At 67.3% G+C, this 22770-nt stretch carries 23 protein-coding genes and 2 tRNA genes; 6 read left to right on the forward strand and 19 right to left on the reverse strand.

Going from position 1 to position 22770, the window contains the following annotated elements; all coding sequences use genetic code 11:
* Nucleotides 1-86: 86 nt before the first annotated feature.
* The 6 genes from thrB to F603_RS31595 all read right to left on the reverse strand — a co-directional run bounded on the left by thrB (nucleotide 87) and on the right by F603_RS31595 (nucleotide 7116).
* Nucleotides 87-1082 carry a homoserine kinase gene (gene thrB, locus F603_RS0105380; protein WP_019544991.1) on the reverse strand — a complete coding sequence of 332 codons (996 nt, stop codon included), beginning with the start codon at nucleotides 1080-1082 and terminating at the stop codon, nucleotides 87-89.
* Between the two features lie 485 nt (nucleotides 1083-1567).
* Entirely contained in the window at nucleotides 1568-2653 is a 1086-nt protein-coding gene (gene thrC / locus F603_RS0105385; RefSeq protein ID WP_019544992.1) for a threonine synthase, read from the reverse strand.
* Nucleotides 2654-2669: 16 nt separating this feature from the next.
* Nucleotides 2670-3971 (reverse strand): homoserine dehydrogenase, encoded by a 1302-nt coding sequence (locus F603_RS0105390; protein WP_019544993.1) that lies wholly within the window; start codon nucleotides 3969-3971, stop codon nucleotides 2670-2672.
* A 261-nt stretch (nucleotides 3972-4232) separates the two neighbouring features.
* Nucleotides 4233-5624 (reverse strand): diaminopimelate decarboxylase, encoded by a 1392-nt coding sequence (lysA, locus tag F603_RS0105395; protein ID WP_019544994.1) that lies wholly within the window; start codon nucleotides 5622-5624, stop codon nucleotides 4233-4235.
* 96 nt (nucleotides 5625-5720) lie between these two features.
* Entirely contained in the window at nucleotides 5721-6533 is an 813-nt protein-coding gene (locus tag F603_RS0105400) for a DALR anticodon-binding domain-containing protein (RefSeq protein ID WP_026328166.1), read from the reverse strand.
* A 106-nt stretch (nucleotides 6534-6639) separates the two neighbouring features.
* Nucleotides 6640-7116: a response regulator gene (locus F603_RS31595; RefSeq protein WP_019544996.1), complete on the reverse strand. Its 477-nt coding sequence runs from the start codon at nucleotides 7114-7116 to the stop codon at nucleotides 6640-6642.
* A 196-nt stretch (nucleotides 7117-7312) separates the two neighbouring features.
* On the opposite strand from F603_RS31595, the gene F603_RS0105410 reads away from it, so the two are divergent.
* Nucleotides 7313-7384: transfer RNA gene (locus tag F603_RS0105410), tRNA-Arg, on the forward strand.
* A 224-nt stretch (nucleotides 7385-7608) separates the two neighbouring features.
* Here F603_RS0105410 and F603_RS0105415 read toward each other — a convergent pair.
* From F603_RS0105415 to F603_RS0105440, 6 genes are all read right to left on the reverse strand, one after another.
* On the reverse strand, nucleotides 7609-9015 hold the full coding sequence (locus tag F603_RS0105415; RefSeq protein ID WP_019544997.1) for a tyrosine-type recombinase/integrase: 1407 nt from the start codon (nucleotides 9013-9015) through the stop codon (nucleotides 7609-7611).
* Nucleotides 9012-9203: a helix-turn-helix transcriptional regulator gene (locus F603_RS0105420; RefSeq protein ID WP_019354601.1), complete on the reverse strand. Its 192-nt coding sequence runs from the start codon at nucleotides 9201-9203 to the stop codon at nucleotides 9012-9014. Before F603_RS0105420 ends, F603_RS0105415 begins: the two co-directional genes overlap by 4 nt.
* On the reverse strand, nucleotides 9193-10551 hold the full coding sequence (locus F603_RS0105425) for a replication initiator (RefSeq protein WP_019544998.1): 1359 nt from the start codon (nucleotides 10549-10551) through the stop codon (nucleotides 9193-9195). Before F603_RS0105425 ends, F603_RS0105420 begins: the two co-directional genes overlap by 11 nt.
* 370 nt (nucleotides 10552-10921) lie before the next feature.
* Nucleotides 10922-11113: a hypothetical protein gene (locus F603_RS0105430; RefSeq protein WP_019544999.1), complete on the reverse strand. Its 192-nt coding sequence runs from the start codon at nucleotides 11111-11113 to the stop codon at nucleotides 10922-10924.
* On the reverse strand, nucleotides 11110-12306 hold the full coding sequence (locus tag F603_RS0105435) for an FtsK/SpoIIIE domain-containing protein (RefSeq protein ID WP_245600689.1): 1197 nt from the start codon (nucleotides 12304-12306) through the stop codon (nucleotides 11110-11112). Before F603_RS0105435 ends, F603_RS0105430 begins: the two co-directional genes overlap by 4 nt.
* Before the next feature lie 209 nt (nucleotides 12307-12515).
* Nucleotides 12516-12893 carry an SCO3933 family regulatory protein gene (locus F603_RS0105440; RefSeq protein ID WP_019545001.1) on the reverse strand — a complete coding sequence of 126 codons (378 nt, stop codon included), beginning with the start codon at nucleotides 12891-12893 and terminating at the stop codon, nucleotides 12516-12518.
* Between the two features lie 204 nt (nucleotides 12894-13097).
* On the opposite strand from F603_RS0105440, the gene F603_RS0105445 reads away from it, so the two are divergent.
* The 3 genes from F603_RS0105445 to F603_RS34995 all read left to right on the forward strand — a co-directional run bounded on the left by F603_RS0105445 (nucleotide 13098) and on the right by F603_RS34995 (nucleotide 15985).
* Entirely contained in the window at nucleotides 13098-13853 is a 756-nt protein-coding gene (locus tag F603_RS0105445; RefSeq protein WP_019545002.1) for a GntR family transcriptional regulator, read from the forward strand.
* 406 nt (nucleotides 13854-14259) lie between these two features.
* Nucleotides 14260-15045, forward strand: a complete 786-nt coding sequence (locus F603_RS34990; RefSeq protein WP_158678608.1) for an HNH endonuclease — start codon at nucleotides 14260-14262, stop codon at nucleotides 15043-15045.
* A 40-nt stretch (nucleotides 15046-15085) separates the two neighbouring features.
* Nucleotides 15086-15985 (forward strand): hypothetical protein, encoded by a 900-nt coding sequence (locus F603_RS34995; RefSeq protein ID WP_158678609.1) that lies wholly within the window; start codon nucleotides 15086-15088, stop codon nucleotides 15983-15985.
* A gap of 121 nt (nucleotides 15986-16106) precedes the next feature.
* Here F603_RS34995 and F603_RS0105450 read toward each other — a convergent pair whose 3' ends face one another.
* From F603_RS0105450 to F603_RS0105465, 6 genes are all read right to left on the reverse strand, one after another.
* Nucleotides 16107-16415 (reverse strand): hypothetical protein, encoded by a 309-nt coding sequence (locus F603_RS0105450; protein ID WP_019545003.1) that lies wholly within the window; start codon nucleotides 16413-16415, stop codon nucleotides 16107-16109.
* On the reverse strand, nucleotides 16397-16942 hold the full coding sequence (locus F603_RS33850; protein WP_078503558.1) for a Shedu anti-phage system protein SduA domain-containing protein: 546 nt from the start codon (nucleotides 16940-16942) through the stop codon (nucleotides 16397-16399). Before F603_RS33850 ends, F603_RS0105450 begins: the two co-directional genes overlap by 19 nt.
* Nucleotides 16943-17448: 506 nt before the next feature.
* Nucleotides 17449-18261, reverse strand: a complete 813-nt coding sequence (locus F603_RS35000) for a hypothetical protein (RefSeq protein ID WP_158678610.1) — start codon at nucleotides 18259-18261, stop codon at nucleotides 17449-17451.
* A gap of 570 nt (nucleotides 18262-18831) precedes the next feature.
* Nucleotides 18832-19155, reverse strand: a complete 324-nt coding sequence (locus F603_RS0105455; RefSeq protein ID WP_245600690.1) for a hypothetical protein — start codon at nucleotides 19153-19155, stop codon at nucleotides 18832-18834.
* 23 nt (nucleotides 19156-19178) lie between these two features.
* A complete protein-coding gene (locus F603_RS0105460) occupies nucleotides 19179-19481 on the reverse strand; it encodes a hypothetical protein (RefSeq protein WP_019545005.1) in 303 nt (100 codons plus the stop codon).
* Nucleotides 19471-19827, reverse strand: a complete 357-nt coding sequence (locus F603_RS0105465; RefSeq protein WP_026328167.1) for a hypothetical protein — start codon at nucleotides 19825-19827, stop codon at nucleotides 19471-19473. The genes F603_RS0105460 and F603_RS0105465 overlap by 11 nt, the downstream gene beginning before the upstream one ends.
* 441 nt (nucleotides 19828-20268) lie before the next feature.
* Here F603_RS0105465 and F603_RS0105475 point away from each other — a divergent pair, with 441 nt between their 5' ends.
* A complete protein-coding gene (locus F603_RS0105475) occupies nucleotides 20269-21666 on the forward strand; it encodes a helix-turn-helix domain-containing protein (RefSeq protein WP_026328168.1) in 1398 nt (465 codons plus the stop codon).
* Here F603_RS0105475 and F603_RS0105480 read toward each other — a convergent pair whose 3' ends face one another.
* Nucleotides 21667-22563 (reverse strand): phosphotransferase family protein, encoded by an 897-nt coding sequence (locus F603_RS0105480; RefSeq protein WP_019545009.1) that lies wholly within the window; start codon nucleotides 22561-22563, stop codon nucleotides 21667-21669.
* A gap of 92 nt (nucleotides 22564-22655) precedes the next feature.
* Here F603_RS0105480 and F603_RS35005 point away from each other — a divergent pair.
* Nucleotides 22656-22755: transfer RNA gene (locus F603_RS35005), tRNA-Arg, on the forward strand.
* Nucleotides 22756-22770: the final 15 nt, after the last annotated feature.

A 22770-nucleotide genomic window follows, 5' to 3' on the forward strand; every position in this document is an offset into this window, starting at 1 on the left:
GACCCACGAGACTGCGTGTGCTGACTTGAGGTTAACACTACCGGGCCCAACAAACATTCCCCCTCTCGCAGACCGGCGATCACCTGTCACCGACCGTCGTCCCCGCCCGCAGCACGGCGGGCACCCCCTGCCGACCCGTCCTCCGGGGCCGGCGACCTGTCCGACGCGTGCAACGGGAGCACGCTCGCGCCCGCGCTGTCGAGGGCGAGCCGGTTCGCCGTCCAGCCCTCTCCCGCGAGTCTCGCGACCTTCTCCGCAGCCCCGTCGTCGCCCGGAAGCGCGAGCACGGTGGGGCCTGCGCCAGAGATGACGGCCGGGACGCCGTCCGCGCGCAGCCGCTGGACGAGCTCCGCGCTCCCGGCCATGGCGGGAGCCCGGTACTCCTGGTGCAGGCGGTCCTCCGTCGCCGCGAGCAGCAGCTCGGGCCGACGCGTCAACGCCTCGACGAGAAGGCCGGCGCGCGCCGCGTTGAAGGCCGCGTCGACGTGCGGCACGGTGCGCGGGAGCAGCCCTCTTGCGGTCTCCGTGAGCAGCGGGTTCGCCGGGACGAAGACCACCGGATCGATGGACTCGGCGGGTTCCATCCGGATCGCGCGGGCGGCCCCGTTCTCCGTCCAGGCGAGGGTGAAGCCGCCGAGGAGGCACGCCGCGACGTTGTCCGGGTGGCCCTCGATCTCGGTGGCGAGCTCGAGGAGCGCGGCGTCGTCGAGGCGGGCCTCACCGCCCGTGGTGACGGCGCGGGCCGCGACGATGCCGGCGCAGATCGCCGCCGAGGAGGAGCCGAGGCCGCGGCCGTGCGGGATGCGGTTGGCGCAGACGATCTCCAGGCCGCGGGGCTGGCCGCCGAGGAGGTCGAAGGCGCTGCGCATCGCGCGCACGAGCAGGTGGTTCTCGTCGCGCGGAAGGGTGTCGGCGCCTTCGCCTGCCAGGTCGACGTGCAGACCGGAGTCGGCCACCCGGACGACCAGGTCGTCGTAGAGGCCGAGGGCGAGGCCCAGGGCGTCGTACCCGGGACCGAGGTTGGCGCTGGTGGCGGGGGTGCGCACCCGGACGGCGGCGGCGCGGAACGCGGGACCGGCCATCTTCCGATGACTCTCCTTGGTTTGGTTTGCGGCGACCCCTGGGGCCGCGGCTGCGAGCCGGACCGGCCTGGACCCGGCGCTTCCGCGGAGGCTCCGGCTGCGGCCTGGCAAACCGAGCAGGAACCCTTCCGAGGGACATCGCGCGGGGCGGGGTGAACGCCAGCCTATCGAAGGAAGGTTCAGTGGCGACATAGGGCGCACGGGAGGCGCACGATGCGTGTCGAAAGCCGCCGTGCGCTCCTGTGCCGCCGGGCGCCCTGCCGCCCAGGCCCACCGGCCACTCACGGCGTCCGGCCCCGCACCGCCGCGAACAGGCCCCGAAACCAGGGTAGTTGGGAACGAGGGCGCGTGGCGGTTCGCCGTGCGCAGGGTGCGCGGACCATACGTCCGTCGGCCGCGTGCGGGCCGGCGGCGCGGCGGTACGCCCGTAGGGAAATCGGCGCGCCCGTGCGGGAGTTCGGCGGTGCGCCGAACTCCCGCAGGGGTCAGGCGAGTCCGAGCCTGTCGGCTGCGGCGTCGGCGTCGACGGGGACGGTGACGGGCTGGGGCGCTCCGGCGACGGCCCAGTCCGGGTCCTTGAGGCCGTTGCCCGTCACCGTGCAGACGACGCGCTGGCCCGGATCGAGCCGGCCCTGCTCGGCGGCCTGGAGGAGACCGGCGACCGACGCGGCGGACGCCGGCTCGACGAAGACACCCTCCTGGGAGGCCAACCTCCGGTAGGCGCGCAGGATCTGACGGTCCGTTACCGAATCGATGAATCCGCCGGAGGCGTCACGCGCCTGCTCGGCGAGGGTCCAGGAGGCCGGGTTGCCGATGCGGATGGCGGTGGCGATCGTCGTCGGCTCCTCGACGGCCTCGCCGCGGACGATCGGGGCGGCCCCCGACGCCTGGAAGCCCCACATGCGCGGGGAGCGGGTGGCCGGGCCCTCCTTGGCGTACTCGCTGTACCCCTTCCAGTACGCCGTGATGTTCCCGGCGTTGCCGACCGGGAGCACGTGGATGTCGGGGGCGTCGCCGAGCATGTCGACGATCTCGAAAGCAGCCGTCTTCTGGCCCTCGATCCGCACCGGGTTGACCGAGTTGACGAGCGCCACCGGGTACTTCTCCGAGAGGCCGCGGGCGAGCGTCAGGCAGTCGTCGAAGTTCCCCTCGACCTGGAGGATCTGCGCGCCGTGCACGAGTGCCTGGCCCATCTTGCCGAGAGCGATCTTGCCCTGGGGCACGAGCACGGCGCAGACCATCCCCGCGCGCACCGCGTATGCGGCGGCCGAGGCCGAGGTGTTGCCGGTGGAGGCACAGATGACCGCCTGCGCGCCCTCGTGCTTCGCCTTGGTGATCGCCATCGTCATCCCGCGGTCCTTGAAGGAACCCGTCGGATTGGCGCCCTCCACTTTCAGGTGGACGTCGCACCCCGTGAGCTCGGAGAGGACGGGGGCGGGGACCAGCGGCGTACCGCCCTCGCGGAGGGTCACCGGGGTGGCCTCGGGGGCGACCGGGAGGCGGTCGCGGTACTCCTCGATGACGCCGCGCCACTGGTGGGTCGCGGCAGCCGGCATGACGGCACTGTCCATGATGGTCACTTGTTCCTTACTCCCCTTCGACCCGCATGATGCTTGCGACGCCGCGCACGGTGTCCAACCGCCGCAGCGCCTCGACGGTGGCGCTGAGCGCCGCGTCCGTCGCCCGGTGGGTGACGACCACCAGCCATGCGTCGTTCTTCGAACCTTCCTTGCCCTGCTGGCGCACAGTGTCGATGGAGACGCCGTGCTCCGCGAAGACGGTGGCCACCTGGGCGAGGACGCCCGACTTGTCCGCCACGTCGAGGCTGATGTGGTAGCGCGTGACCACGTCGCCCATGGGCGAGACGGGCAGCCGCGTGTACGCGGACTCGCCCGCGCCCCGGGCCCCGTTGAGCTTGTTGCGGGCGGCCGAGACGAGGTCGCCGAGGACCGCGGAGGCCGTCGGCGAACCGCCGGCGCCCGGCCCGTAGAACATGAGCTGTCCCGCGGCCTCGGACTCGACGAAGACCGCGTTGTACGCCTCGCGGACGGAGGCGAGCGGGTGGCTGAGCGGGATCATCGCCGGGTGCACACGCGCCGTGACCGAGCGGCCGCCGGGGGTACGCTCGCAGATGGCGAGGAGCTTGACGGTGCAGCCCATGCGTTTCGCCGACGCCATGTCGGCGGCCGTCACGTCGGTGAGGCCCTCGCGGTGCACGTCGTCGAGGCGGACGCGGGTGTGGAAGGCGAGGCCGGCGAGGATCGCGGCCTTCGCCGCCGCGTCGAAGCCCTCGACGTCGGCTGTGGGGTCGGCCTCCGCGTAGCCGAGGGCCGTCGCCTCGTCGAGCGCCTCGCTGTAGCCGGCGCCGGAGGAGTCCATCCGATCGAGGATGAAGTTGGTCGTGCCGTTGACGATGCCGAGGACCCGGTTGACGTTGTCGCCGGCGAGGGACTCGCGCAGCGGACGGACGAGCGGGATCGCGGCGGCGACCGCGGCTTCGTAGAAAAGATCGGCGCCGTGCTTCTCCGCGACCTCGTGGAGGGTGGCACCGTCCTCCGCGAGGAGCGCCTTGTTCGCCGTGACGACGCTGGCGCCGTGCTCGAACGCGGTGGTGATGAGCCTGCGCGCCGGCTCGATTCCGCCGATCACCTCGACGACGAGGTCGACGTCCTCGCGCGCCGCGAGCCCCTCGGCGTCCGTCGTCACGAGCGAGGGATCGATGCCGGCGCGCACACGGTCGGGTCGGCGGACGGCGACGCCGGCGAGCTCGACGGGGGCGCCGATGCGCTGGGCGAGGTCCTCGGCGTGCGTCGTCATGATGCGTGCCACCTCTGAGCCGACGACTCCACAGCCCATCAGCGCCACCTTCAGCGGACGCGTACGCATCATCAGACCTCTTCTTCGACTACTTCGACTCGCCCGCGGCGCCCGGTTCGGGCCGCCGCGGTGTCACCTCGCGTGCCGTGGCTCCGCGGGTGCCCCTGCACTGCATGCTGCACTCTGCCACCTGTCGGTGGCGTCCCGGCCGGTCGGCGGCTTCCTCCCCTTCTGCGCGGCCCCTCCAAGTCTCACGCACCACAGGGGAGATTCCACGCCTGGTCCATTATGTGGGACCTATATCTCGTCACCCGACATCGGGTTCGGCGGCGCTCAGCCGACGTCCAGCCTGAGCAGGTCGTCCTCCGTCTCCCTGCGCACGATCGCCCGCGCCGCGCCGTCCCGGACCGCGACCACGGGGGGCCGCGGCACGTGGTTGTAGTTGCTCGCCATCGAGCGGCAGTACGCGCCCGTCGCGGGGACGGCGAGGAGGTCGCCCGGTGCGACGTCCGAGGGCAGGAACGCGTCGCGGACGACGATGTCCCCGCTCTCGCAGTGCTTGCCGACGACCCGGCAGAGCATCGGCTCCGCCGTCGAGGTGCGGGAGGCGAGCGAGACCGTGTACTCGGCGTCGTAGAGCGCGGTGCGGATGTTGTCCGACATCCCTCCGTCGACGCTGACGTAGGTGCGGAGGCCGTCGAGCTCCTTGACCGTGCCCACCCTGTAGAGCGTGAACGCCGTCGGCCCGACGATCGCGCGCCCGGGCTCCACGGAGATCCGCGGCACAGCGAGCCCCGCGGACTCGCACTCCCGGGTGACGATGGCGCCGAGCGCCTTGGCGATCTCGTGCGGCTCCCTGGGATCGTCCTGCGGTGTGTAGGCGATGCCGAGGCCGCCGCCGAGGTCGATCTCGGGGAGCTCGACGCCGTGCTCGTCGCGCACCTCGCGGAGAAGCCCGACCACGCGGCGGGCCGAGACCTCGAAACCCGCCATGTCGAAGATCTGCGAGCCGATGTGCGAGTGGATGCCGGTGAGTTCCAGCCCGTCGAGCATCAGGACCCTGCGCACCGCCTCGGCCGCCTCCCCCTCGGCGAGCGGGATGCCGAACTTCTGGTCCTCGTGCGCGGTTGCGATGAACTCGTGGGTGTGCGCCTCGACGCCGACCGTCACCCGGATCTGCACCCGCTGGCGCCTGCCGAGCCGCTCGGCCGCGTGCGCGACCCGGGCGATCTCCTGGAAGGAGTCGAGCACGATGCGCCCGACGCCGGCCTCGACCGCGCGCTCGATCTCCGCCTCGGACTTGTTGTTGCCGTGCAGGGCGATCCGCTCGGCAGGCATGCCGCCGGCGAGCGCGGTCGCCAGCTCGCCGCCCGAGCAGACGTCGAGGTGGAGGCCCTCCTCGGTGAGCCAGCGGACGACGGCGCGGGAGAGGAACGCCTTACCGGCGTAGAAGACGTCGGCGTCCGGGCCGAACGCCTCGCGCCACGCGCGGCAGCGGGCGCGGAAGTCCTCCTCGTCGAGGAAGTAGCCGGGGGTGCCGAACTCCTCGGCGAGCGTGGAGACGTCGACGCCGCCGACGCCGACGGTGCCCTCCGCGCCGCGCTCGACCGTGCGCGCCCAGACGCGTGCGTCGAGCCCGTTGAGGTCGGCGGGGGGTGCGGTGAAGTGGCCTTCGGGGAGGACGTCGCCGTGCCGGGGGCCTGCGGGGTGTGCTGACCTGCTCATGGTGTTGCCTCGGTGGTGGTCTCGGGGATGCCCGGCTGCGGGCGCCGGGCGGTGCGGGGTGTGCCTTCGTCCGGGTCCTTCAGGTGCCGGGACCTCTCAGACAAGGACGGGCGCGGTGACGCCGAGCTGGGACAGGCCGCGGACGAGCACCGCTGAGACGGCTTCGGCGAGGGCCAGCCCCGCGCGGTGCGCGGCCCCGGGTTTCTCGTCGCCCAGGGGGAGCGTGGGACACGTCGCCGACCAGCGGTGGAACGCCTCGGCGACGGACTCCAGATGGCGTGCGGCCGAGCGCTCCTGCCCGGACTGCAGGTGCCGGGCGCCGTCGGCGAGGAGGGCGAGCAGAGCGCGTTCCTGCGGGGCCGAGTACGCGTGGCCCCCGGCGCCGGGCTCCGCCTCGACGTCGAGTGCACGTCCGGAGCGCAGCAGCGCGTGGGCGCGTGAGCATGCGTACTGGACGCGGAAGAGCGGGCTGGACGCCTCGGTGCGGACGGCGAGCGCGGCGGTGTCGTCACCGGTGACTGCCGACCAGTTCGCGATGTCGGCTGCCGGTGCCTCGTGGGCGCTCGGCTGCGCCGTGCCGTCCCCGGCGAGCGCGCGCACCAGCTCGGTGCGCCCCTGCGCGTCGAGCGTGACGTTGAGGAACCCGAGACCCGAGATCTCGACGCCGCCCACGCCGGGGGCTCCGGCCAACTCCCCGCGCAACAGCCGCGCCAGGGCGCCGGGGGCGCAATGCAGCGAGGGGGCGAGGCGGAGCGGCGCTGCCGTCGCGTAGTCGCCCTTGCCGCGCGCGGGGGGTGCCTCCACCACGACGCGGTCCGGCAACGCGGCGCCGGGTGCGGGGAGCCGGCCGTCGTCGACGGCACGGTCCACGCTGCGCAGCACGAGAGCGGAGAGCCGGGCGGGGGTCACGGGACCCAGCGTATGGGAGAGGGGGTGGGGGACGGCGACCCGGTTTCGCACCGTGCGCGCAGGGTGTATCCACCGTGCGCGCGCGGTGGCCGAGCGGGCGGCGGGGTCACGCTCCGCCGACCGCGGGAGAGTCGGTGCCGGCGAACGCGCCCTCGCCCGAGGTCGTCGGTGACCGCGGGGGTTCTTCCTCCACGCTGTGGATCAGCTCGTGCACCAGCCGCACCAACTCGGCCGGCTCGAAGGGCTTTTCCAGGAACGCGTCGACCCCCGTCTCGGGCGACACCGCGGCCGCGCGCTGCGCGTCGCCACGGAGCTCGGCGCACCCGCTGATCACCGCGACCGGGAGGTGGCGGGTACGCGGATCGGAGCGCAGGCGCTCGGCCGTGGTCAGCCCGTCGAGCTCCGGCATCACCGCATCGAGGGTGACGACGTCGGGGCGGACGTCGTGCACCACGTCCAGGCACTCGGCACCGTTGGCGGCGGTCACCACCTCGAAGCCCTCCAGCTCAAGGTTGACCCTGATCAACTGCCGGATGACGCTGCTGTCGTCGACGACGAGGACCCGGCCGGACGTACGTGGCACACCGCAAAGACTAGGCCGACGACACCGGCTGCGTCCGGGTTTTCCCCGTTTCCCGCTCCCCACCGCGCCATCGCCCCGCCTCCCCCGCACCGCCTTCACACCGCCCCCGCCCCTCCTCCGGCCACCGGTCCCCGTTCACTCGCACCCCCGGTGTGCTGGTAGTGTTCTTCCCGTCGTCGTCGAGAGCGGCGGCAGCGCCCCCGTAGCTCAGGGGATAGAGCAACGGCCTCCGGAGCCGTGTGCGCAGGTTCGAATCCTGCCGGGGGTACTTTGATTAAAGTACCGAAACGCCTCGTGACCAGCTTGGATGTTGGTGCGGGGCGTTTGTCGTTGTGCAGCCGGATGCGGCTGCGAGCCGCTGTTTGTCGGTGGTCGCGGCGTATCCGTGGGATGGATTCGGCCCCGTTTCCGCAGGTCAGGGCCAACGAATGAGAGGGCCCCCGGGATGACTCCCGAGGGCCTGACTGTAGCCGTTCAGCTCTCAGTCGATTGTCAGTCGGTCTCGCTCGTGTCTTCGGTGCCGGAACCGTCGTCCCAGAGGGCGTCGATCCGTTGGTTGGCTACGTGCTGCCGACCGTCGAGGCACTTCGCGTATCGGGTCAGCAGCACGTCCACGCTGTTGCCCGCGCGCTCCGCGACCTCGGCCGGATCGACTCCGGCGTTCAGCCAGGAGGACAGAGCCGCGTGCCGCAGGTCGTATGGCGTACCGGCGAGCGGTGAGGCAACCTGTTCCGGGGTGAGGGCCAGGGCACGCGCTTCCTCCCAGGTACGGGAGTACGACGACGAGCCGATGACGCCGCCCCGCTCGTTGAAGAACAGCCGGCCGTCTTCGGCCGTACCGAACTCCTCCACGTGCTTGCGGACGGTGCGCACCAGTTGCGGCGGCACCGGAACCGGCCGGACTTCGTCCTCCGAACGGTTCTTGAGCCCACGGTGATCATGGACCTTGCCGGTTTCGGTCCAACGCTTCCCCACCGTGGGACGCGTCTTGTGCAGGATAAAGCGCCCCCATCCCTTCTCCGGCAGTTCGCAGTCCTGAAGGCGAAGCCCAACCGCTTCTGCCGGACGCAGTCCGCCGTAGTACATGCAGGCGAAGAGCGCGACCATCCGACGCCCCCGCGCCCGCTTGTAGAGCCCCACGTACGACAGCGCGGTCAGCAGCTCCCGAGCCTGTACGGGATTGATCACGACCCGGCGGTCCACCTCTTTGGCGAGCTTCGGCGGCTTCCACTGCACCGACGCCACGGGATTCTCGTTCAGCTCTCCGATCTCTACCGCGTACCGGAGAACGTTGGACAGCACCGCACGCTTGCGCCGTACCGTCTCCGGCGCGGCCGGAGTCCCGTCCAGCTTCAGCGTGAGCGCGTTGAGAACGCTGCGCATCACAGCCGGATTCTTCAGATCAGCAAGCGGCAGCGATGCCTTGGCCGCCCAGGCGAGCGCGTTGCTCACCTTGGCCGGTGGTTCTTCCTCGTCCTCGTTCGGCGAGTGCACGAATGCCCAGCCCCGCAGCGCTTTGCGTAGCACCGCATCCGCAGGTCGACCAGGCTTCTTGCTCACGAGGACCGTGCTCACCAGCGTCAGCGTCTCGTTCATGCTGTCGCGCGAGTTGGCGGCCGCGTGCGGCCACTTCATCGCCAGGTACTTCAGTGCGAACTCGTACCAGGTGAGGGAAGGGGCAACTTCGACCAAGGAGTCCGGCAGACCGGTCTCCGTGTCGAACCCTTCCCCTGCCCGAGACGCCTTTACGAGGTTGGACCGGAAGCTGTCGGCCAGAGCTTTGGTGCGGAACGTCTTCGAGAACGGCTTCCCGGCCACCTTCCACCGGACCTCGTAGGAAGGCCGCTTGCTCGACTTGTTCCGCCGGATCTCCCAGACCCTCACGTCTTGCGATTTCATACGACCTCCTCCTCACGCCGCCGGAGCCATGCAGTGAATTCGCTGCGCCAGACGCGGATCTCGCCGTTCGGCAGCTTGAGCGACGCGGGGCCACGCCCCACCTCGCGCCAGCGGTAGAAGGTGCGCCGGGAAACACCGCCCAGTTCGGCCAGAACTTGCGGAACGGTCATCAGCTCATCAGCCGCCATGTCCGTCACCGCCTTCCCGAACCGAGGCCGCGAGCAGGGCCGCCTCCGGGCTGTAGCCGCGCCCGGCGTACCGCCACTGGCCGACAAGGACGGCGTCCCGGTCGTCCAGGCCGAGCGCGGACCGCTGTTCGCGCGCACGGTGCTCCGCGCGGGCCGAGCGCAGCGCGCCGAGGGTGGTGGAGTAATGGCGGGACTTGGTCGAGAAGTGGCCCCGGTAGCCGAGCATGTGGGCCCAGCGCCGCAGCCTCAGCTCTTCGAAGGAGGGCAGCGCGCCGAGCCACCAGCAGGTGCCGATCATGCGGAGCACGTGATCCCGCACGGGCAGTGTGGCCAGGTCCTTGCCATGCCGGATACACCCGTCGACGGCCCCGGCCGACTCGGCTCCCTTGGTGGCGTACTTGGCGATGTAACCCGCCACTGCCGACGAGGACAACCCGTCCGCCGAATCGGCCGCCGGAACGGCACGGATGTCCAACTGCCGACCGAACCGCAGCACGCGCGAGCCGACCACGTCTGCCCCGTACGCGACCACCCGCACCCGGCCGACCGCTTCCCGCACCGCGTCCGCCAAGAGGCCCGACGTTGCCCAGCGAGGAGGCGACTCCCCCGGCCCGTCAGGACCGTCGAGACGGACGACGGCATGGAAGTGCACGAGGCCACGCCGCTGGTACTCCGCCACCTTCGCGTACGAGAGCCGTACCGCGTCCGCCAGCGTCGAACGCGACAACCCGGCACGCCGAGCCAGCACACGCCGAAGCTCCAGCGTGAAGCGGTGCCACAGCTCACCGGATTGCGCCTGCCAGAGCACGGCGCCGGCATAGTCGTAGCAGCGCGGACACAGCGGCTCACCGAGTCGCGGATCGTCCGCCGCATGCCGGGTATGGCACCCGACCGGAGCGCCATGCGGACAGCACTCCCCCACCTTTCGCGGACGGCAGGCCAGCACCCGGCCGCCCCGCTCCCGCCGCGAGTGCACAGGGCCGAAGCCCGGAGCGGTGAGAGTGGCGAACACCCGAGGGTGCCCGCTCACCGTCTCCGCGACCGCCTTACCGCCGACCAGTCCGGCCCGGATGAGCTGATACGTGTCCGCGCGGTAGAGCTGAGCGCACGTCGGACAGACCGTCGCCCGGCGGTTGCCGCACGCGACCAGGAGCCGACCGCCGAGAGCTTCCGAGGTGTACGAGTGAAGCGCCACCCCGGTGGCAGCGTCCACGTATGCGGCGGAGCCGACGAGGTGAACAGGGTTGGTGCAGCCGCCAAGGCGGAGAACGCTCCGCCGCCAGCCGTCGAAGTCCGACCGCCCGGCGCGCTCGACAAGCGCCGCGACTGCCTTGCTGGCCTCCGTCATCGGCCACCCCCGAACGCCTGCCGCATCACTGCGGCGATGGCTTCCGGCGGAGTCTTCGCGGAGAAGCGCAGACTCGGGTCCGTCAACCAGAGCGAGGCAGCGTGCGCCGGACAGACGCGCCGCTCAGCGCCCTCACGATCGGCCAGGACCACCTCTTCGCTCCCCTGGCACGTCCGGTAATCGTCTTCCTTCAGATCGCACCAGGGACGGCGCGACGGTTTGCGCGATCGATGCGCAGTGGACAAAGTGAGACTGCTCCTTTCACTGCTGACGTAGCGGATGGAGTGGGTTCCTGACGGGGTCGGGTTTGGCGACTTCGCACCCCGTCGGGAGCCGTCTTTCATGGAGATCATTTGGGCGACTCCTCCCTTCAACTCAGTTCGCTGAGGAGTCCGCCGATGCCGTCCAGCACCCCCTGAACGACAGGTCCGGCACCGGTCTCGGCCAGGAGAAAGCCGAAGGTCGAACAGATCAGCACCTCGGCCCACCGGAAGTACCGGATGCGCAGCAGAAACCAGGTCAGGAGGCCGAGCAGCACCACGGCGGATACGGAAACGATCACGGGAGTCCACCCCCTCTCTCACTCGTTCTCTTCGCCGTCGAGTCGTTCGAGCCGCACGCGGGGAACGTCGTCCGCCGAGGTTGCGCCGCCCCCGCTGTGACCAGCTCCGGCACGTAGGGCGTGAGGTGCGCGTACTCGGCAGCCACGCGCTCCGCCTCGGCTTCCGAGACCAGGTGGGACCGGGCACGGTCCCAGCCGTCGGCCGAGGCGAGGACCGCCGTACCAGCCTGTTCGGGCGTGATCGATTGCGCCGCGTGCAGCGCATCCGGGTTGAGGTCACCGAGCGCCATTTCCGCCGTACCGGGGTCGGCCACCCGGTGGCAGACGCGGCCGGCGAGCTGGGCACGGAGGGCCGTGACGCCCGGCCCGAGGTCCGAGCCGACCCGCTGCCCCGCGACAACGAGGAACACACCGAGCGCCGCACCGAGTTGCGCCAGCCGGATGAGAGCCGTACTCGCCGCCTGTGCTTCTTCCTTCTCGTTGCGGCTGGCGACCAGGAACAGCTCCGCCAACTCGTCCACGATCACGACGATCGGAACGGGCCGTTCGTCCTCCGGCAGCCCCCAGACGTTCCGGACCCTGGCAGCGCGGCAGACGGTCATTCGGTCCAAGGTCAGGTCGACGAGCGCGCCCAGGAGCTTGACCGCCTGTGCCCGGTTGGTCGCCAGCGCGGACAGCCGCGGGCCGTAGAGCGAGAGTTCCATCCCGCCTTTGCAGTCGATACCGACCAGCGCGACGGGTTGCCGAGCGAGGCCCGCGACGAGGGCATTGATCAGCGTCGACTTGCCGGAACGGGTGGCGCCCACGATGAGCCAGTGCGGTACCTGCCGCAGGTCGATGACCCACTGAGCACCGGTCTCCAGCGCCCCGACAGCAACCCGCAGCAGTCGCCCCGCACCACGCTGCTTCGGTATCTGTGGCGCCTTGAGCGGATCACTGGCCGAGGCCACCACCCGAACGAGACCGGGCTTCCACGTCGTCACGCGGACCGCATGCACTTCCCACTCATGCGCCATGGCAGGAGCCGCCTTGATGAAGTCTTCCGGCACCTGCCCCGGCAGTAGCCGGACGAGGAACCAGAAGCCGCCCCGAATCGGCCGTATGAGTCCACGGTGAGGCACCCGAGGTTGGGGCGGAGGCGAACCGTTGCCGACGAGCCCGGAGACGACCATCAGCGCCGCCTTACGGCTCACGGCCAGCCCACACCCGGCCATCAACGGCCGCCAGGTCCGCATGACCCGCATGCACGCGACCGGAAACCCGAGGCACACCCACCAGGCCACCGGATAGCGCCGGCGCAGGGCCGGGCCTGCCAGAAGCAGACCCGACACCAGCACTGCGGCCACCACGAGCACCCAGCTCGACGAGGCGGACCCCGCCGAATTCGCGGAAGCCAGGGCAATCACTGTCCGGCCCCCTTCCCGGACGCCGTTGCCGACGAGCCGGACGCGGACGAGGCCGCCGGAGCCGTGAGGGGCTTGACCTCGGTCGCCCGGAACGAGACACCGTGCCGCCCCTCGTTCTCCCACGGCGTGGCGACCAGGTCCCGGACCTGAACGGGCACCCCGTTCTGCACGCCCGACGGCTCCCCCGGCACGTTCACCGTGACGACATCGGCCGACCTCCCGGACATGAGGCACAGGCCCACCTGATAGACCGTCTGGCCTGTGTCCCGGTCGACCCGGACCTGTCCGGTCTCCCGGTTGGCGATGCGCGGCGTTGGGGCAACGGCGCAGATGATCCCCGTGAACTTCGCCGTATCAATCGGTAGAGCTACCACTGTCTGAACTCCTTGTCTGTCGCACCCGAAGGCCCTTCCTCCGAGTTGCTTGACAACCCGTACTACGGGTTGCGGAGAGTCCAGAGTGGCCACCCGTAATACGGGTTGTCAACCGTGTTGGAATGAGAGACGCTGTCCTCGTTCGGAGACGATTTGTCTCCGGATCAAGACAGCACAGGCTTGACCAGCGATTCGGGGAGTCAGATGCCATCGCAGAGGGCCAGCGATCAGCAGAAGCAGCCCAAGTACCGGCAGATCGCGGACTACTTGCGTGCCGGCATAATGGACGGCACCTACCCATCGGGCCAGCCGCTGCCCTCAGAGGAAACCCTGGCGAAGCAGTTCAGCGTCACGCGCCCGACCGTGCGTCAGGGCATCGCAGAGCTACGAGCCTCCGGCTTGGTCGAAGTCATGGCCGGCCGAGGCGGCTTCGTCCGCTCCCCCCACAGCCGCCCCAGCCTCACCCGCCCGCGCGGCGTACGCCGCGAGCCAGACGGCCGGTACGTCGAAGCCGACGGCATCCGCTGGACCAACGCCGAGGAACCCACGGCCACACGCACAGACGCCCCGGTCGCTCTGGCGGACCTACTCCGCGTGCCACCGGGCGAGCCACTGTTCACGTACGACGTGCTCCAGACGGCCGAGGGCAGCCCACTCCGCCAGCTCCACCGCACGTACGTGCCCTTCTCCGTACTGGTCGGCACGAAGTTCGAGGAAGAGCCCCCGCCTCCCGCACCGGAACTCTACGAAGCCCTGTCGGCCCTAGGCCACGAACTCCACTTCACCGAGCACGTCCGCACCCGCATGCCACTGCCAGACCAGGCGGAAGCCCTGCGTCTACCGGATGGCGTCCCGCTCCTACAACTCCTCCGCGTCACACGGGACTCCGACGGCCGACCGCTCGCCCTGGAGGAGCTGCACCTGCCAGGCAACGACTTGGAGCTGACGTACCCCCTCTGAGTACGCAGAGGCTCAGACTTTCTCTACGTCTTCAAGGCGGCTCGCTCCGCTCCCCGCGCGCATGCCCGGCCCTCGGCCCGGCCTGTGCTCATGTCTCCGCCCCTCCAGCCCGGCCAGCGCCCGTGCCACTCCATGCATACAGCCACCTGATGCCAGAGAAGGGGGTACGTCGTGGCTGGGGCGGTCGGCTCCACGGCTTTACGGAGCCACTTTGGCGCGAGCCTCGAAGATCATGGCCCCAAAGTCGTGCTTTACCGAGCAGGTCCACTACCTGCCCGACGCGCCGGAAGCTTTCGGAACCATGATCACTCGCGCCAAAGCAGCGCCACCTCAAAGCCGCTCCACCGACCTTGCACCTTCGCCGACGGCCCAGACAGCGGAACGGTGCCACAGTTATGATCCGACGGTGGCCATCTCAGACAAATCCATGAAGATCCTTTGGGCGCTAAGCGGCGGGTGCTGCGCTATCTGCCGGACGGAACTTGTGATTCCGCGAGAAGTTGAGAAGGACGACCATTCCGTCATTGGAGAGATGGCACACATTCACCCGCAGTCACCGGGTGGGCCGAGAGGGAACGCACCTTTCACTGGAAACAGAGACCACCATTCGAACCTGGTCCTACTGTGCGGGAACCACCATAAGGTAGTTGACGATCAGGAAAACGGATGGCCCGTAGAGAGGATGAAGAAGCTCAAGGCAGATCATGAAGCTTGGGTCACAGACACCCTTACGCGTCAGCCGCTAAGCATGAGCGTTGATCCAAGTGGGCCCGACCCTAAGACGATTGAATTTTACTTAGTCCGTTCGGGAACAGAACTATGGGCTCTCATCTCTAGTGCATGTTCATTCCTTCCCAGCTATTCCGAAGAGAATCGAACGGATGAAGAAGTCGAACAACTACTTGTGCTGCTAGATGAACTCAGGGATTGGTTGGAGTTGGGTGACACTCTCGAAACTCTAATAGAGCAGCGAAATGCGAGGAAGCGGATGGATACGATCTTGGAGGAGTGTGCGAATAGCGGCTACTTTCTGTACTCGCGCAAGATTAAGATGCGCGTCGCAGGGGGAACTGATCCTATTCCGATGACTTGGTGGCAGGCTGAGGTCCGTGCCGTCCCCGTAGAACATTTCTTCAAGCTCGTGGAAGAGCGACTGAAGCAGCGAAATGACGAAAGCGGTTGTAGCAGCTAGTGCATGTATTCGAATCCATCAACATTCTGAGGTGTGAGCTTTGACTAGTGAAACCGACGCCGTCGAACACGAGCGAATCGTGGATTTTAATCCTCTGCGGAACGCTGCTGACTACCTGGACAGCGTCTTCGAGCACTTGACGGACAAGCCGTCACAGCCGGGAGCGCGCGCTCTCAAATACGCAATTCTCCATCTACAAGCCGCTACCGAGATCCTTTTGAAGGCACGCCTGATCCATGAACATTGGAGTCTCGTCTACCGTGACCCGAAGAAAGCAAACTTAAGCCAGTTCCGTGCGGGCGCGTTTGACAGTTGTTCCGTTGAGGCAGCGATGGACCGCCTTGCGAAGATCGCAGAGGTTCCTATCGAGCAGAAGGACCGCGAGGCGATCGCTAGCCTGGCGAAAACGCGGAATGCACTGACTCACTACGGACACACGGCATCCGCGTTCGCGTTGGAGTCTCAAGCGGCCAAGGTACTGTCCTTCCTTTTGGCTTTCGTCACTAAGCAGCTCGTGCCGAGGCTTGGCGATGATGACTCTTGGATGGCTCGCAAGGTCGACGATTATTGGCTACAGCTTGCTGACCTTCAGGCTGTCGTTGAGGAACGCATGAAGGGGCTATCCGGCCAACTACAGCAACACGCCGAGTACACGGTTTGGTGTCCCGACTGTCGCCAACCCGCTTTTATTCCCGGCGAAACTCCGACATGCCTCTTCTGCTTGCAAGAGTTTGATGACCCAGAAAACGCCACTCTCGATTGGGGGTACGGAATCCTCGGAGACCCTGACTATGGCCCCGATTGGTTCGTAGATAACTGTCATTGCGGCGTAGAAAACACGCTCGTGTTTCCGGTGACCACTGTCGGAATTGGGCCTGGTGAGGATGTTGCACTTTGTTTCGCTTGTCGTGCTGTCTACCGCGAGGAAAAGAAGCGGTAAGAGGTAAAAGCTCGACGAGCCTCAGAACAGACCTAATCCGGAATAACCGAGAGAGGGCGTCGCTTCATACAGTACTCCTTCGTTGTGTTTCTCAGTATGTCTCATTCCTTATGTCATGCGGCTACTCGCTCCCCGTCTCGCGAAATACCATCCCGTTGGCGTCGACGTTCTTCCGACGCTCGTCTTCCTGCCAGTAGGCCCACCGTTTGGCCAGGTAAGCGCGCCGCTCGTCGGTCATCATGACCGAACGAGAAAGGGCAACTCGCGGATTCCCCAGGAGTAGTGCCCCCTTTCCGATGAAGGTACTCGTCCCGTACACCGGCGAAAAAGCATAAACATTCGGTCCGTATGCCGTCATCGTCAGCGTCATCGAAATGCGGTGATCGTAACGGGGCCGCAGTGCGTCGAACGTCATGAACACCTCGTCCATCCGCCGCTGTTGATCTCGCTTGTATCGAAGCTCGTCGGGTTCGTGTGGCCACCTCCTCGCTTGAATTCCAACTCACGACCATAGATCAACACGTACTGCGGCTCCAGCGGTCGATCATGGTACTTGTCACCAAAGCACAGAAACGTATCTCGAAAGAGAGATTGGTTTCCTCCACGAGCGAACCAAGAACGCCAATCATTCAGCTGATCGCGAGCATCCGTGAAATTGCTAGTGGGACGCTCATCCTTCTTAAACCATCGCTTCGATGGCTTCTCGATCTCAATGAGGATCGGCGTGATAAGACCGGAAGACCTTGTGACCCACATGAAGTCAGGTTCAAATGTACGGCCGCTACCGATTAGCTTGGGCCGCCGGAACACCGCCCCCATATCGGACCCATGATGTCCACCCGGACCAATATCACCGCTACCTCCCGGAACCATTGATGGATGCAGCTCAAGGAAACGTTGAACTTCATCCTCCTCAGGATCCTGGCTAAGGAGCCTGTACCAGTCGGCAAGCACCATGTCTGAGTACGTCTCCCAGGCATGGCTCCTCGGGCGGAGCGGATCGGTATCCGGAACGACCGCACCACGGACAGCTCTGGCGGATGACTGAGAATTCTCCACAGGCTAAGGCTACTCAGTGCCCGCAACCGTCACCCTCACTTCACGGAGAATAGGTGACTGTTGAGACGTCAGCGCTTCCTGCCGAGGCCAGGTAACCCCCCGCTAACTGGACGTACGCTGGTCGACGGCTCGTCGACGGCTCGTCGAAGTTCTTCAGGATATGCTGGCGCTTGGCGAGAGCCTAGCGGCGGTAGGCTCAGCGGTTCGCCGCCTTGAGGGGGCAATACGACGCTCCCGGACGCTGGGCAAGCGAGGACCTTCCCCGGCGGCTGATGCGAGTAGAGGCGTCCAGTCCGGACGTTAACCTTGGTTACCCTTCCACAGCCGTCGCATTCGTATCGAATCGAATCCGGATTGCGCATTCTGCCCCTTCAATTAACTATGCCACGACCCATTCAACCCAATCAGACACTCAGATGCTTCAAGAAGTCGGTCACGAATTTTTCCACTTCCGCTTTCTGGGTCGAATCGGCAACATCGATTCGATCAATATGTCTGATGCCTGCATTTCTCAGCAACCGCTCGCGACCAGCATCGTCGGACCTACGGCCCTTATGGTGCGGTCCGTCGATCTCGATGACTCCGACGCGACCCCGGTAGGTAACCATCAGATCTGGCTCGAATGTGTGCCCCAGAACACGCGTTCCTGCAAGTGGGATGATTCCGATGGTCTCGTTGTCCGGGAGGCTTGACTGGCGCTCTCGAAGTACTTGGTAAACCTTGTGTTCCCACTCATTCGTTAGATGTAAGCCGTCAGCTTGAGGATGTGTCGGCTCGTAGCGAATATTCCGCCCCTGATTACTTACGCTTCCGCCTTTCAGTTCACGAGCAAGCCTGTTCCGCCAATCCGAGCCAACTTCAGGTATGACCTCACGAACCATCACTTCGTCGAAGTACCGCTCCCATTTATTCCCCACGGCATCAAAGGCGGAAGCGATCTGGTGGACTACTGACCGGTCGAAGCCGAGAGTGAGGTGAGGTTCGACCTCCAGGATTACATCCTCGTATTCGAGTGTGGAGGTAAAGTCCATGCTCTCTTCGTAATGCGTACGTCGCTCGAAGATGAAGGCCGTCACGTCGAGCATGAGCGCAGCAGCCGTGGTGTGGCCCCGTTGCGACAACAGGATTGCTGCGGCGCCGATCGCTCCGTCATCCGTGAGTCCCTCCTTGGCAGACTGGGCTCCTGGCTCGTCTGGCGAGCGGTGCGATTCACCCATGTGAGCATGTTGACATCGGTCGCGGGCAATTGCACCTGATGCGAAAGATGTTGGCTGCCCGCAGTGCGTGATAGACGGCGTCGGCAAGCGGGCTTCACGCCGCCGCCCGTCAGCCCATCTCGTTCATCGCCGCAGGTAAGGCAACCACAAGACGGATCGGAGGTTCCCTCACCGTTCTCACACTCCGGGGGCAAGCCAGCAGGGGCCGCTGACAGCGGCCTGGCAGCCGGGAGTTGCGGTACAGCAGCGAGGTACAGCAACCACCACCACTGCACCTGTTGGACTGCAGGCCGAGACTTCGGGCGAAGAGGTCCGTGCCAGGCCCGTGCCAGAACCTGCGGGGAACCACGAGGAACACAGGGGTATCAGCCGACCACCCACCAGGCGCCGGCACCGCTCCGTCGCAGGTCAGCCCCGGAGCGAGCCCCAAATGCCCTTAGCTTCCCAAGCTCACAGCTCAGCCGACACATAGGTGGCTCGTCGTTCGGCTCGGGCTGCGGCGCTGGGGCGCCGGTCCCAGCCGACGACGAGCCACCTGTACTGCTTGGCAAGCTTGTTCGCCGATCCGTTCTATGCCGCTGAACTGTCAGCAGCGCCTCCGAGTCCCGGCCGGCCGTCTTCTTGCCATGCCATCTCTGCCGTCAGCGCAGTCGTCAGCAAGTCGGCCAGGAGCCGCGCAGCGTCCGGACGTACCGTGCCAAGGGTGACGACGCCGTCCCCGAAGACGTTCACGTCCGCCTTGAGCCCCGGCAGGTCCACATCCAGGCCGACCGCGCGTAGCACCTCGGCAAGGCCGTCAGCAGCGCAGTTGCCTTCCGCCCAGCCGCGGACATAGGCCACACCTGGAGTGAGGCAATCCGCAGGTCGCGCGCACACGCCCTTGGGGTCCGTCACGTCGTCCACCTCATCCGCTCTGCTCAGTCGTTCCGCTGCTGGCGGCCGTGCGTTCCTGTGCCCGGCACGTCGTACGTGCTCTCTAGTGCCCGCCGCAGCAGCCCTGTCAGCCGCTCGGCCGTCTCCGGCGAGATGCGGCCGAGTTCGATCAGGCCGTGTCCGAAGGCGTTCAGGTCGGCACGCAGGTACGGGAAGTCGCGTTCCATCCCGGCAGCGATCAATACGTCCCGAAGCCCGGCGACCGCGTCCCGCGCCGCGTACCACTCTTCGCTGTCGAGCGGGGACCAGCTCGCGCTGTCGCTGCTGTGTTCGTGGTCAGCTGGCATGGGTGGCTTCCCCTTCCACGGACGCGGCCGACTGCTCACGGCCGTACCGGTCCGCCCGAGCCACGACAGACGACGCGGCGACGAACATCGCGGCCAGCGCAGCGATGCGCGAAGGGGACGCCTCCGGTCGACGCATCGGAGCCCGGAGCCAGATGTAGCGATCCCCCGTCAGCGGCATCGGCCCGGGTACAACGACCGTGGAACCCTCACCCAGGTAGCGGTACTCAGGCGCTTCGTCTGCCGACTCCTGCCGGACCATGCGGTCGAAGGGATCGCGTGCCCAGGTGGGGACGAAGAAGCCGATCTGTTCGGACGCGCGGTCCGCCATCACAGGTCCCAGCGGCATGCCGTGGCGCTGGAGTTGGTCGAACGTCTACAGCCCGACCCGCTGCCCGACCGCCACGACGTCGAAGAAGCGCCCAGCAGGAAGCGCGTAGGGGCGTCGAGGGTCAACCGCCCAGTACTCCCGGCACTCGTCCGGGTCATCGGATGCGCAGGAGATCCACTGAACTCCCCTTCTTGTCATCATCTGCACGTCGAGTCACCTCAGTTGGTCCAAGCCCCAGCCGTTTGGCCGCGTTGGAACCACCTTCGGCCGCACCGCCCTGAGCTGGGCAGATGACGAGAGGTGACGGGGGTTGACGTGCCCTCCGGCCCCGCGTCACCCCGGATCACCTGCCGATGAACGCACCGACCTCGGAATTACGGGCAGACAGGAGGGCCTTACATTCCGTAAATTCGGAGGGGTCAGCAGGACAGCGCATCTGGCCGGACGCGCGGGGAGGCGATCAGAACGGAAGCGAACCGGTCCTTTGGGGAACTCCTCCGCGCGGCTCGCAAGGCCCGCGGCTGGGGACAGCTCCGGCTCGTCAGCGAGTTACGACGGTGCGCGAAGCGACACGGGAAGGCACTCCCGTCCGATGACAGCGTGAAGCGCCGCATCGCAACCTGGGAGAACGGGCACAGCACGCCCGACGAGTTCTACGGGGCACTCATCTGCGAGGCGTTCGACATCGCTCCGGCCGAGTTGGGGCTGAGTGCCGCCGTTGGCCAGGACTCCCGCTTGCTGGAGACGCGCTACCCGCCGACCCCGGAGGAGGCGTTTCAGACCGTCAGCCAGTTGTGGCGCGCTGACTTGCACGGCTACGAGCCGCTGTTGCTCTCCGAGGCGTCGCAGCATGCGTGGAGCGAAGCGTCTTTGCGATGGCTGGTCGCACCAGATCCCTCGTTCCCATCGAGCGCCCGCACGGATGGTGCACGGGTGGGACTGGCCGACGTAGCGATGATCAAGACGACCAGTGACATGTTCGCCGAGATGGACGACCGGTTCGGCGGCGAGCATGCGCGACAGTCCGTCGTCCAGTACCTCAGCCAGGATGTGGCGCCCCTACTCACGGGCCAGTACACGGAAGCTGTCGGCCGGGCGCTGTTCTCCACAGTCGCGGAGTCCACTCTGCTGGCCGGTTGGATGTCGTACGACGCGTGTCACCACGGCCTTGCTCAGCGGTACTTCCTCCAGGCGCTCCGTCTCGCCCAGGACGGCGACGACCGCCGGCTGGCGGGGAGCATACTGTCCGCGATGAGCCACCAGGCCACGTTCCTGGGCAACTACACCGAGGCCGCGACACTCGCCCGAGCCGCACGCATGGGCATCTCTGGCGTGGCGACGCCGACCCTGATGGCGCAGTTCCACGCGATGGAGGCCCGTGCCCTTGCCCGTACGGGTGACATCCGCGCGTGCGAACAAGCTCTCAGCGAGGCCACCAAGGCGCTGGAGAGCCGCAACAGCAGCGACGAGCCGGAGTGGATCACCTACTTTGACGAGGCCGAGCTGGCAGCCGAGGCCGCCCACTGCTTCCGCGACGTGAACAGCGCCCGCCGAGCCGTGGCCCACGCTGAGAACGCCATGAGCGGCAGCCATGTGAGAAGCGACTTCTTCGCCACCATGGTCCTTGCCGACGCCCACCTTCGGGCCGGAGATCCCGAAGAGGCATGCCGCGTAGCCCTCGACGCTTTTGATCTTGGAGAACAGCTCAAGTCAGCGCGCTGTGTCAGCTACCTCAAGGAGTTCCGGGACGGCCTGTCGGCAGTGGGAGAGACAGCCGCTGTTCGTTCCTTCCGCGAGCAGGCGAATGGGCACCGGCTGTGGACCGCTACGGAGGGACAGCACGACGGAAGCCGCTGATCAGTACGGCTGCCAATCCTTCCGGCTGCCTCCGGTCCGGATGCTGTCGACCCGACGGGGGAACTCTTCCGCGGCCCTGCTGTTCGTCGTCACCTGGTGCCCGAGCCACAACGTCATCATCAGCTCACGCACGTCAGCAAGCACCGGGTAGCCCGGCCAGTTCATGAGGTCGAATCCGTAGTGATGCACGAAGGACTCGTACTCGGTCCGCGTGTGCCAGCCGAAGCGCTCGTAGTAGAGCGAGGTGAGGACCAGATCCCACTCGCGAGGAGCCAGCGCGAAGCCGTCGAGGTCGATGAGGACAGCGCGCCCGGTCCGGTCGCGGAGGCAGTTCCCGACGTTGGCGTCTCCGTGGATCATGCCGAAGGGCAACACGAAGTCCAGACGGTCATACGCCTTGTTCAGCTCTCCCGCCCGCTCCTCCAGGAACGACCGGTCCGCCTCCGAGGCGCCATCCAGTGTGCGCAGCGAGTCCCACACTTTGGCGAACGGATCGAAGTGCGGCAGCCCGAGCGACTTCGGCTCTTCCAGCCAGTGCAGCCGCTTCAGGAGGTCAGCCAGCTCGTCCAGGCGGGCGTACTCGACTTCGTCCTGAAGGTTCACCCAGTACGTGACGACCCGGCCACCGATGACGGCCGGCTGTTCCACGTCGCCAAACACGCGCGTGGCGGGGAAGTCCTCCGTCTCCAGCCAGCGTGCGACCCCGACAGCCCGCTGCATCTCGTCCAGGGCATCGGTGTCCCGTGCGATACGGACGATGACAGGGGCTGTCGACAGCCGGTATACGGCGTTGGAGCCCAGGCGCAGCAGTTCCGCGCCCGCAGGATCGAGCCCCGCCGAGCGGCACGCCTCCCCCAGCACCGCGCCCGCCGACTCAGCAGTGAACTCCGCCGTCATGCTCGCGCCTCCCCGCCGCATAGATCATGTCGACGGTATCGCTTCGCAGCCGCCGCCTACAGAGCGCCCACGGCGTATACGCGGCGTGACGCACCCCCAGTCCAAGTCGATCAGCACGTCGACCTGCACAGACGCACACAAGCACGTCGGCCTCCGGAGCCGTGTGCGCAGGTTCGAATCCTGCCGGGGGTACTTCGAGTTCGGAGT

Origin of the sequence: Streptomyces sulphureus DSM 40104 (genome assembly GCF_000381025.1) — a bacterium.
GTDB classification, from domain to species: Bacteria; Actinomycetota; Actinomycetes; order Streptomycetales; family Streptomycetaceae; genus Streptomyces; species Streptomyces sulphureus.

Bases quoted from the DNA above. Each gene is read 5' to 3' on its own strand.
- thrB (WP_019544991.1), bottom strand. From the start codon at position 1,082: ATGGCCGGTCCCGCGTTCCGCGCCGCCGCCGTCCGGGTGCGCACCCCC.
- thrC (WP_019544992.1), bottom strand. From the start codon at position 2,653: ATGGACAGTGCCGTCATGCCGGCTGCCGCGACCCACCAGTGGCGCGGC.
- F603_RS0105390 (WP_019544993.1), bottom strand. From the start codon at position 3,971: ATGATGCGTACGCGTCCGCTGAAGGTGGCGCTGATGGGCTGTGGAGTC.
- lysA (WP_019544994.1), bottom strand. From the start codon at position 5,624: ATGAGCAGGTCAGCACACCCCGCAGGCCCCCGGCACGGCGACGTCCTC.
- F603_RS0105415 (WP_019544997.1), bottom strand. From the start codon at position 9,015: ATGAAATCGCAAGACGTGAGGGTCTGGGAGATCCGGCGGAACAAGTCG.
- F603_RS0105420 (WP_019354601.1), bottom strand. From the start codon at position 9,203: ATGGCGGCTGATGAGCTGATGACCGTTCCGCAAGTTCTGGCCGAACTG.
- F603_RS0105425 (WP_019544998.1), bottom strand. From the start codon at position 10,551: ATGACGGAGGCCAGCAAGGCAGTCGCGGCGCTTGTCGAGCGCGCCGGG.
- F603_RS0105445 (WP_019545002.1), top strand. From the start codon at position 13,098: ATGCCATCGCAGAGGGCCAGCGATCAGCAGAAGCAGCCCAAGTACCGG.
- F603_RS0105450 (WP_019545003.1), bottom strand. From the start codon at position 16,415: ATGGACGAGGTGTTCATGACGTTCGACGCACTGCGGCCCCGTTACGAT.
- F603_RS33850 (WP_078503558.1), bottom strand. From the start codon at position 16,942: ATGGTGCTTGCCGACTGGTACAGGCTCCTTAGCCAGGATCCTGAGGAG.
- F603_RS35000 (WP_158678610.1), bottom strand. From the start codon at position 18,261: ATGGGTGAATCGCACCGCTCGCCAGACGAGCCAGGAGCCCAGTCTGCC.
- F603_RS0105460 (WP_019545005.1), bottom strand. From the start codon at position 19,481: ATGCCAGCTGACCACGAACACAGCAGCGACAGCGCGAGCTGGTCCCCG.
- F603_RS0105465 (WP_026328167.1), bottom strand. From the start codon at position 19,827: ATGCCGCTGGGACCTGTGATGGCGGACCGCGCGTCCGAACAGATCGGC.
- F603_RS0105480 (WP_019545009.1), bottom strand. From the start codon at position 22,563: ATGACGGCGGAGTTCACTGCTGAGTCGGCGGGCGCGGTGCTGGGGGAG.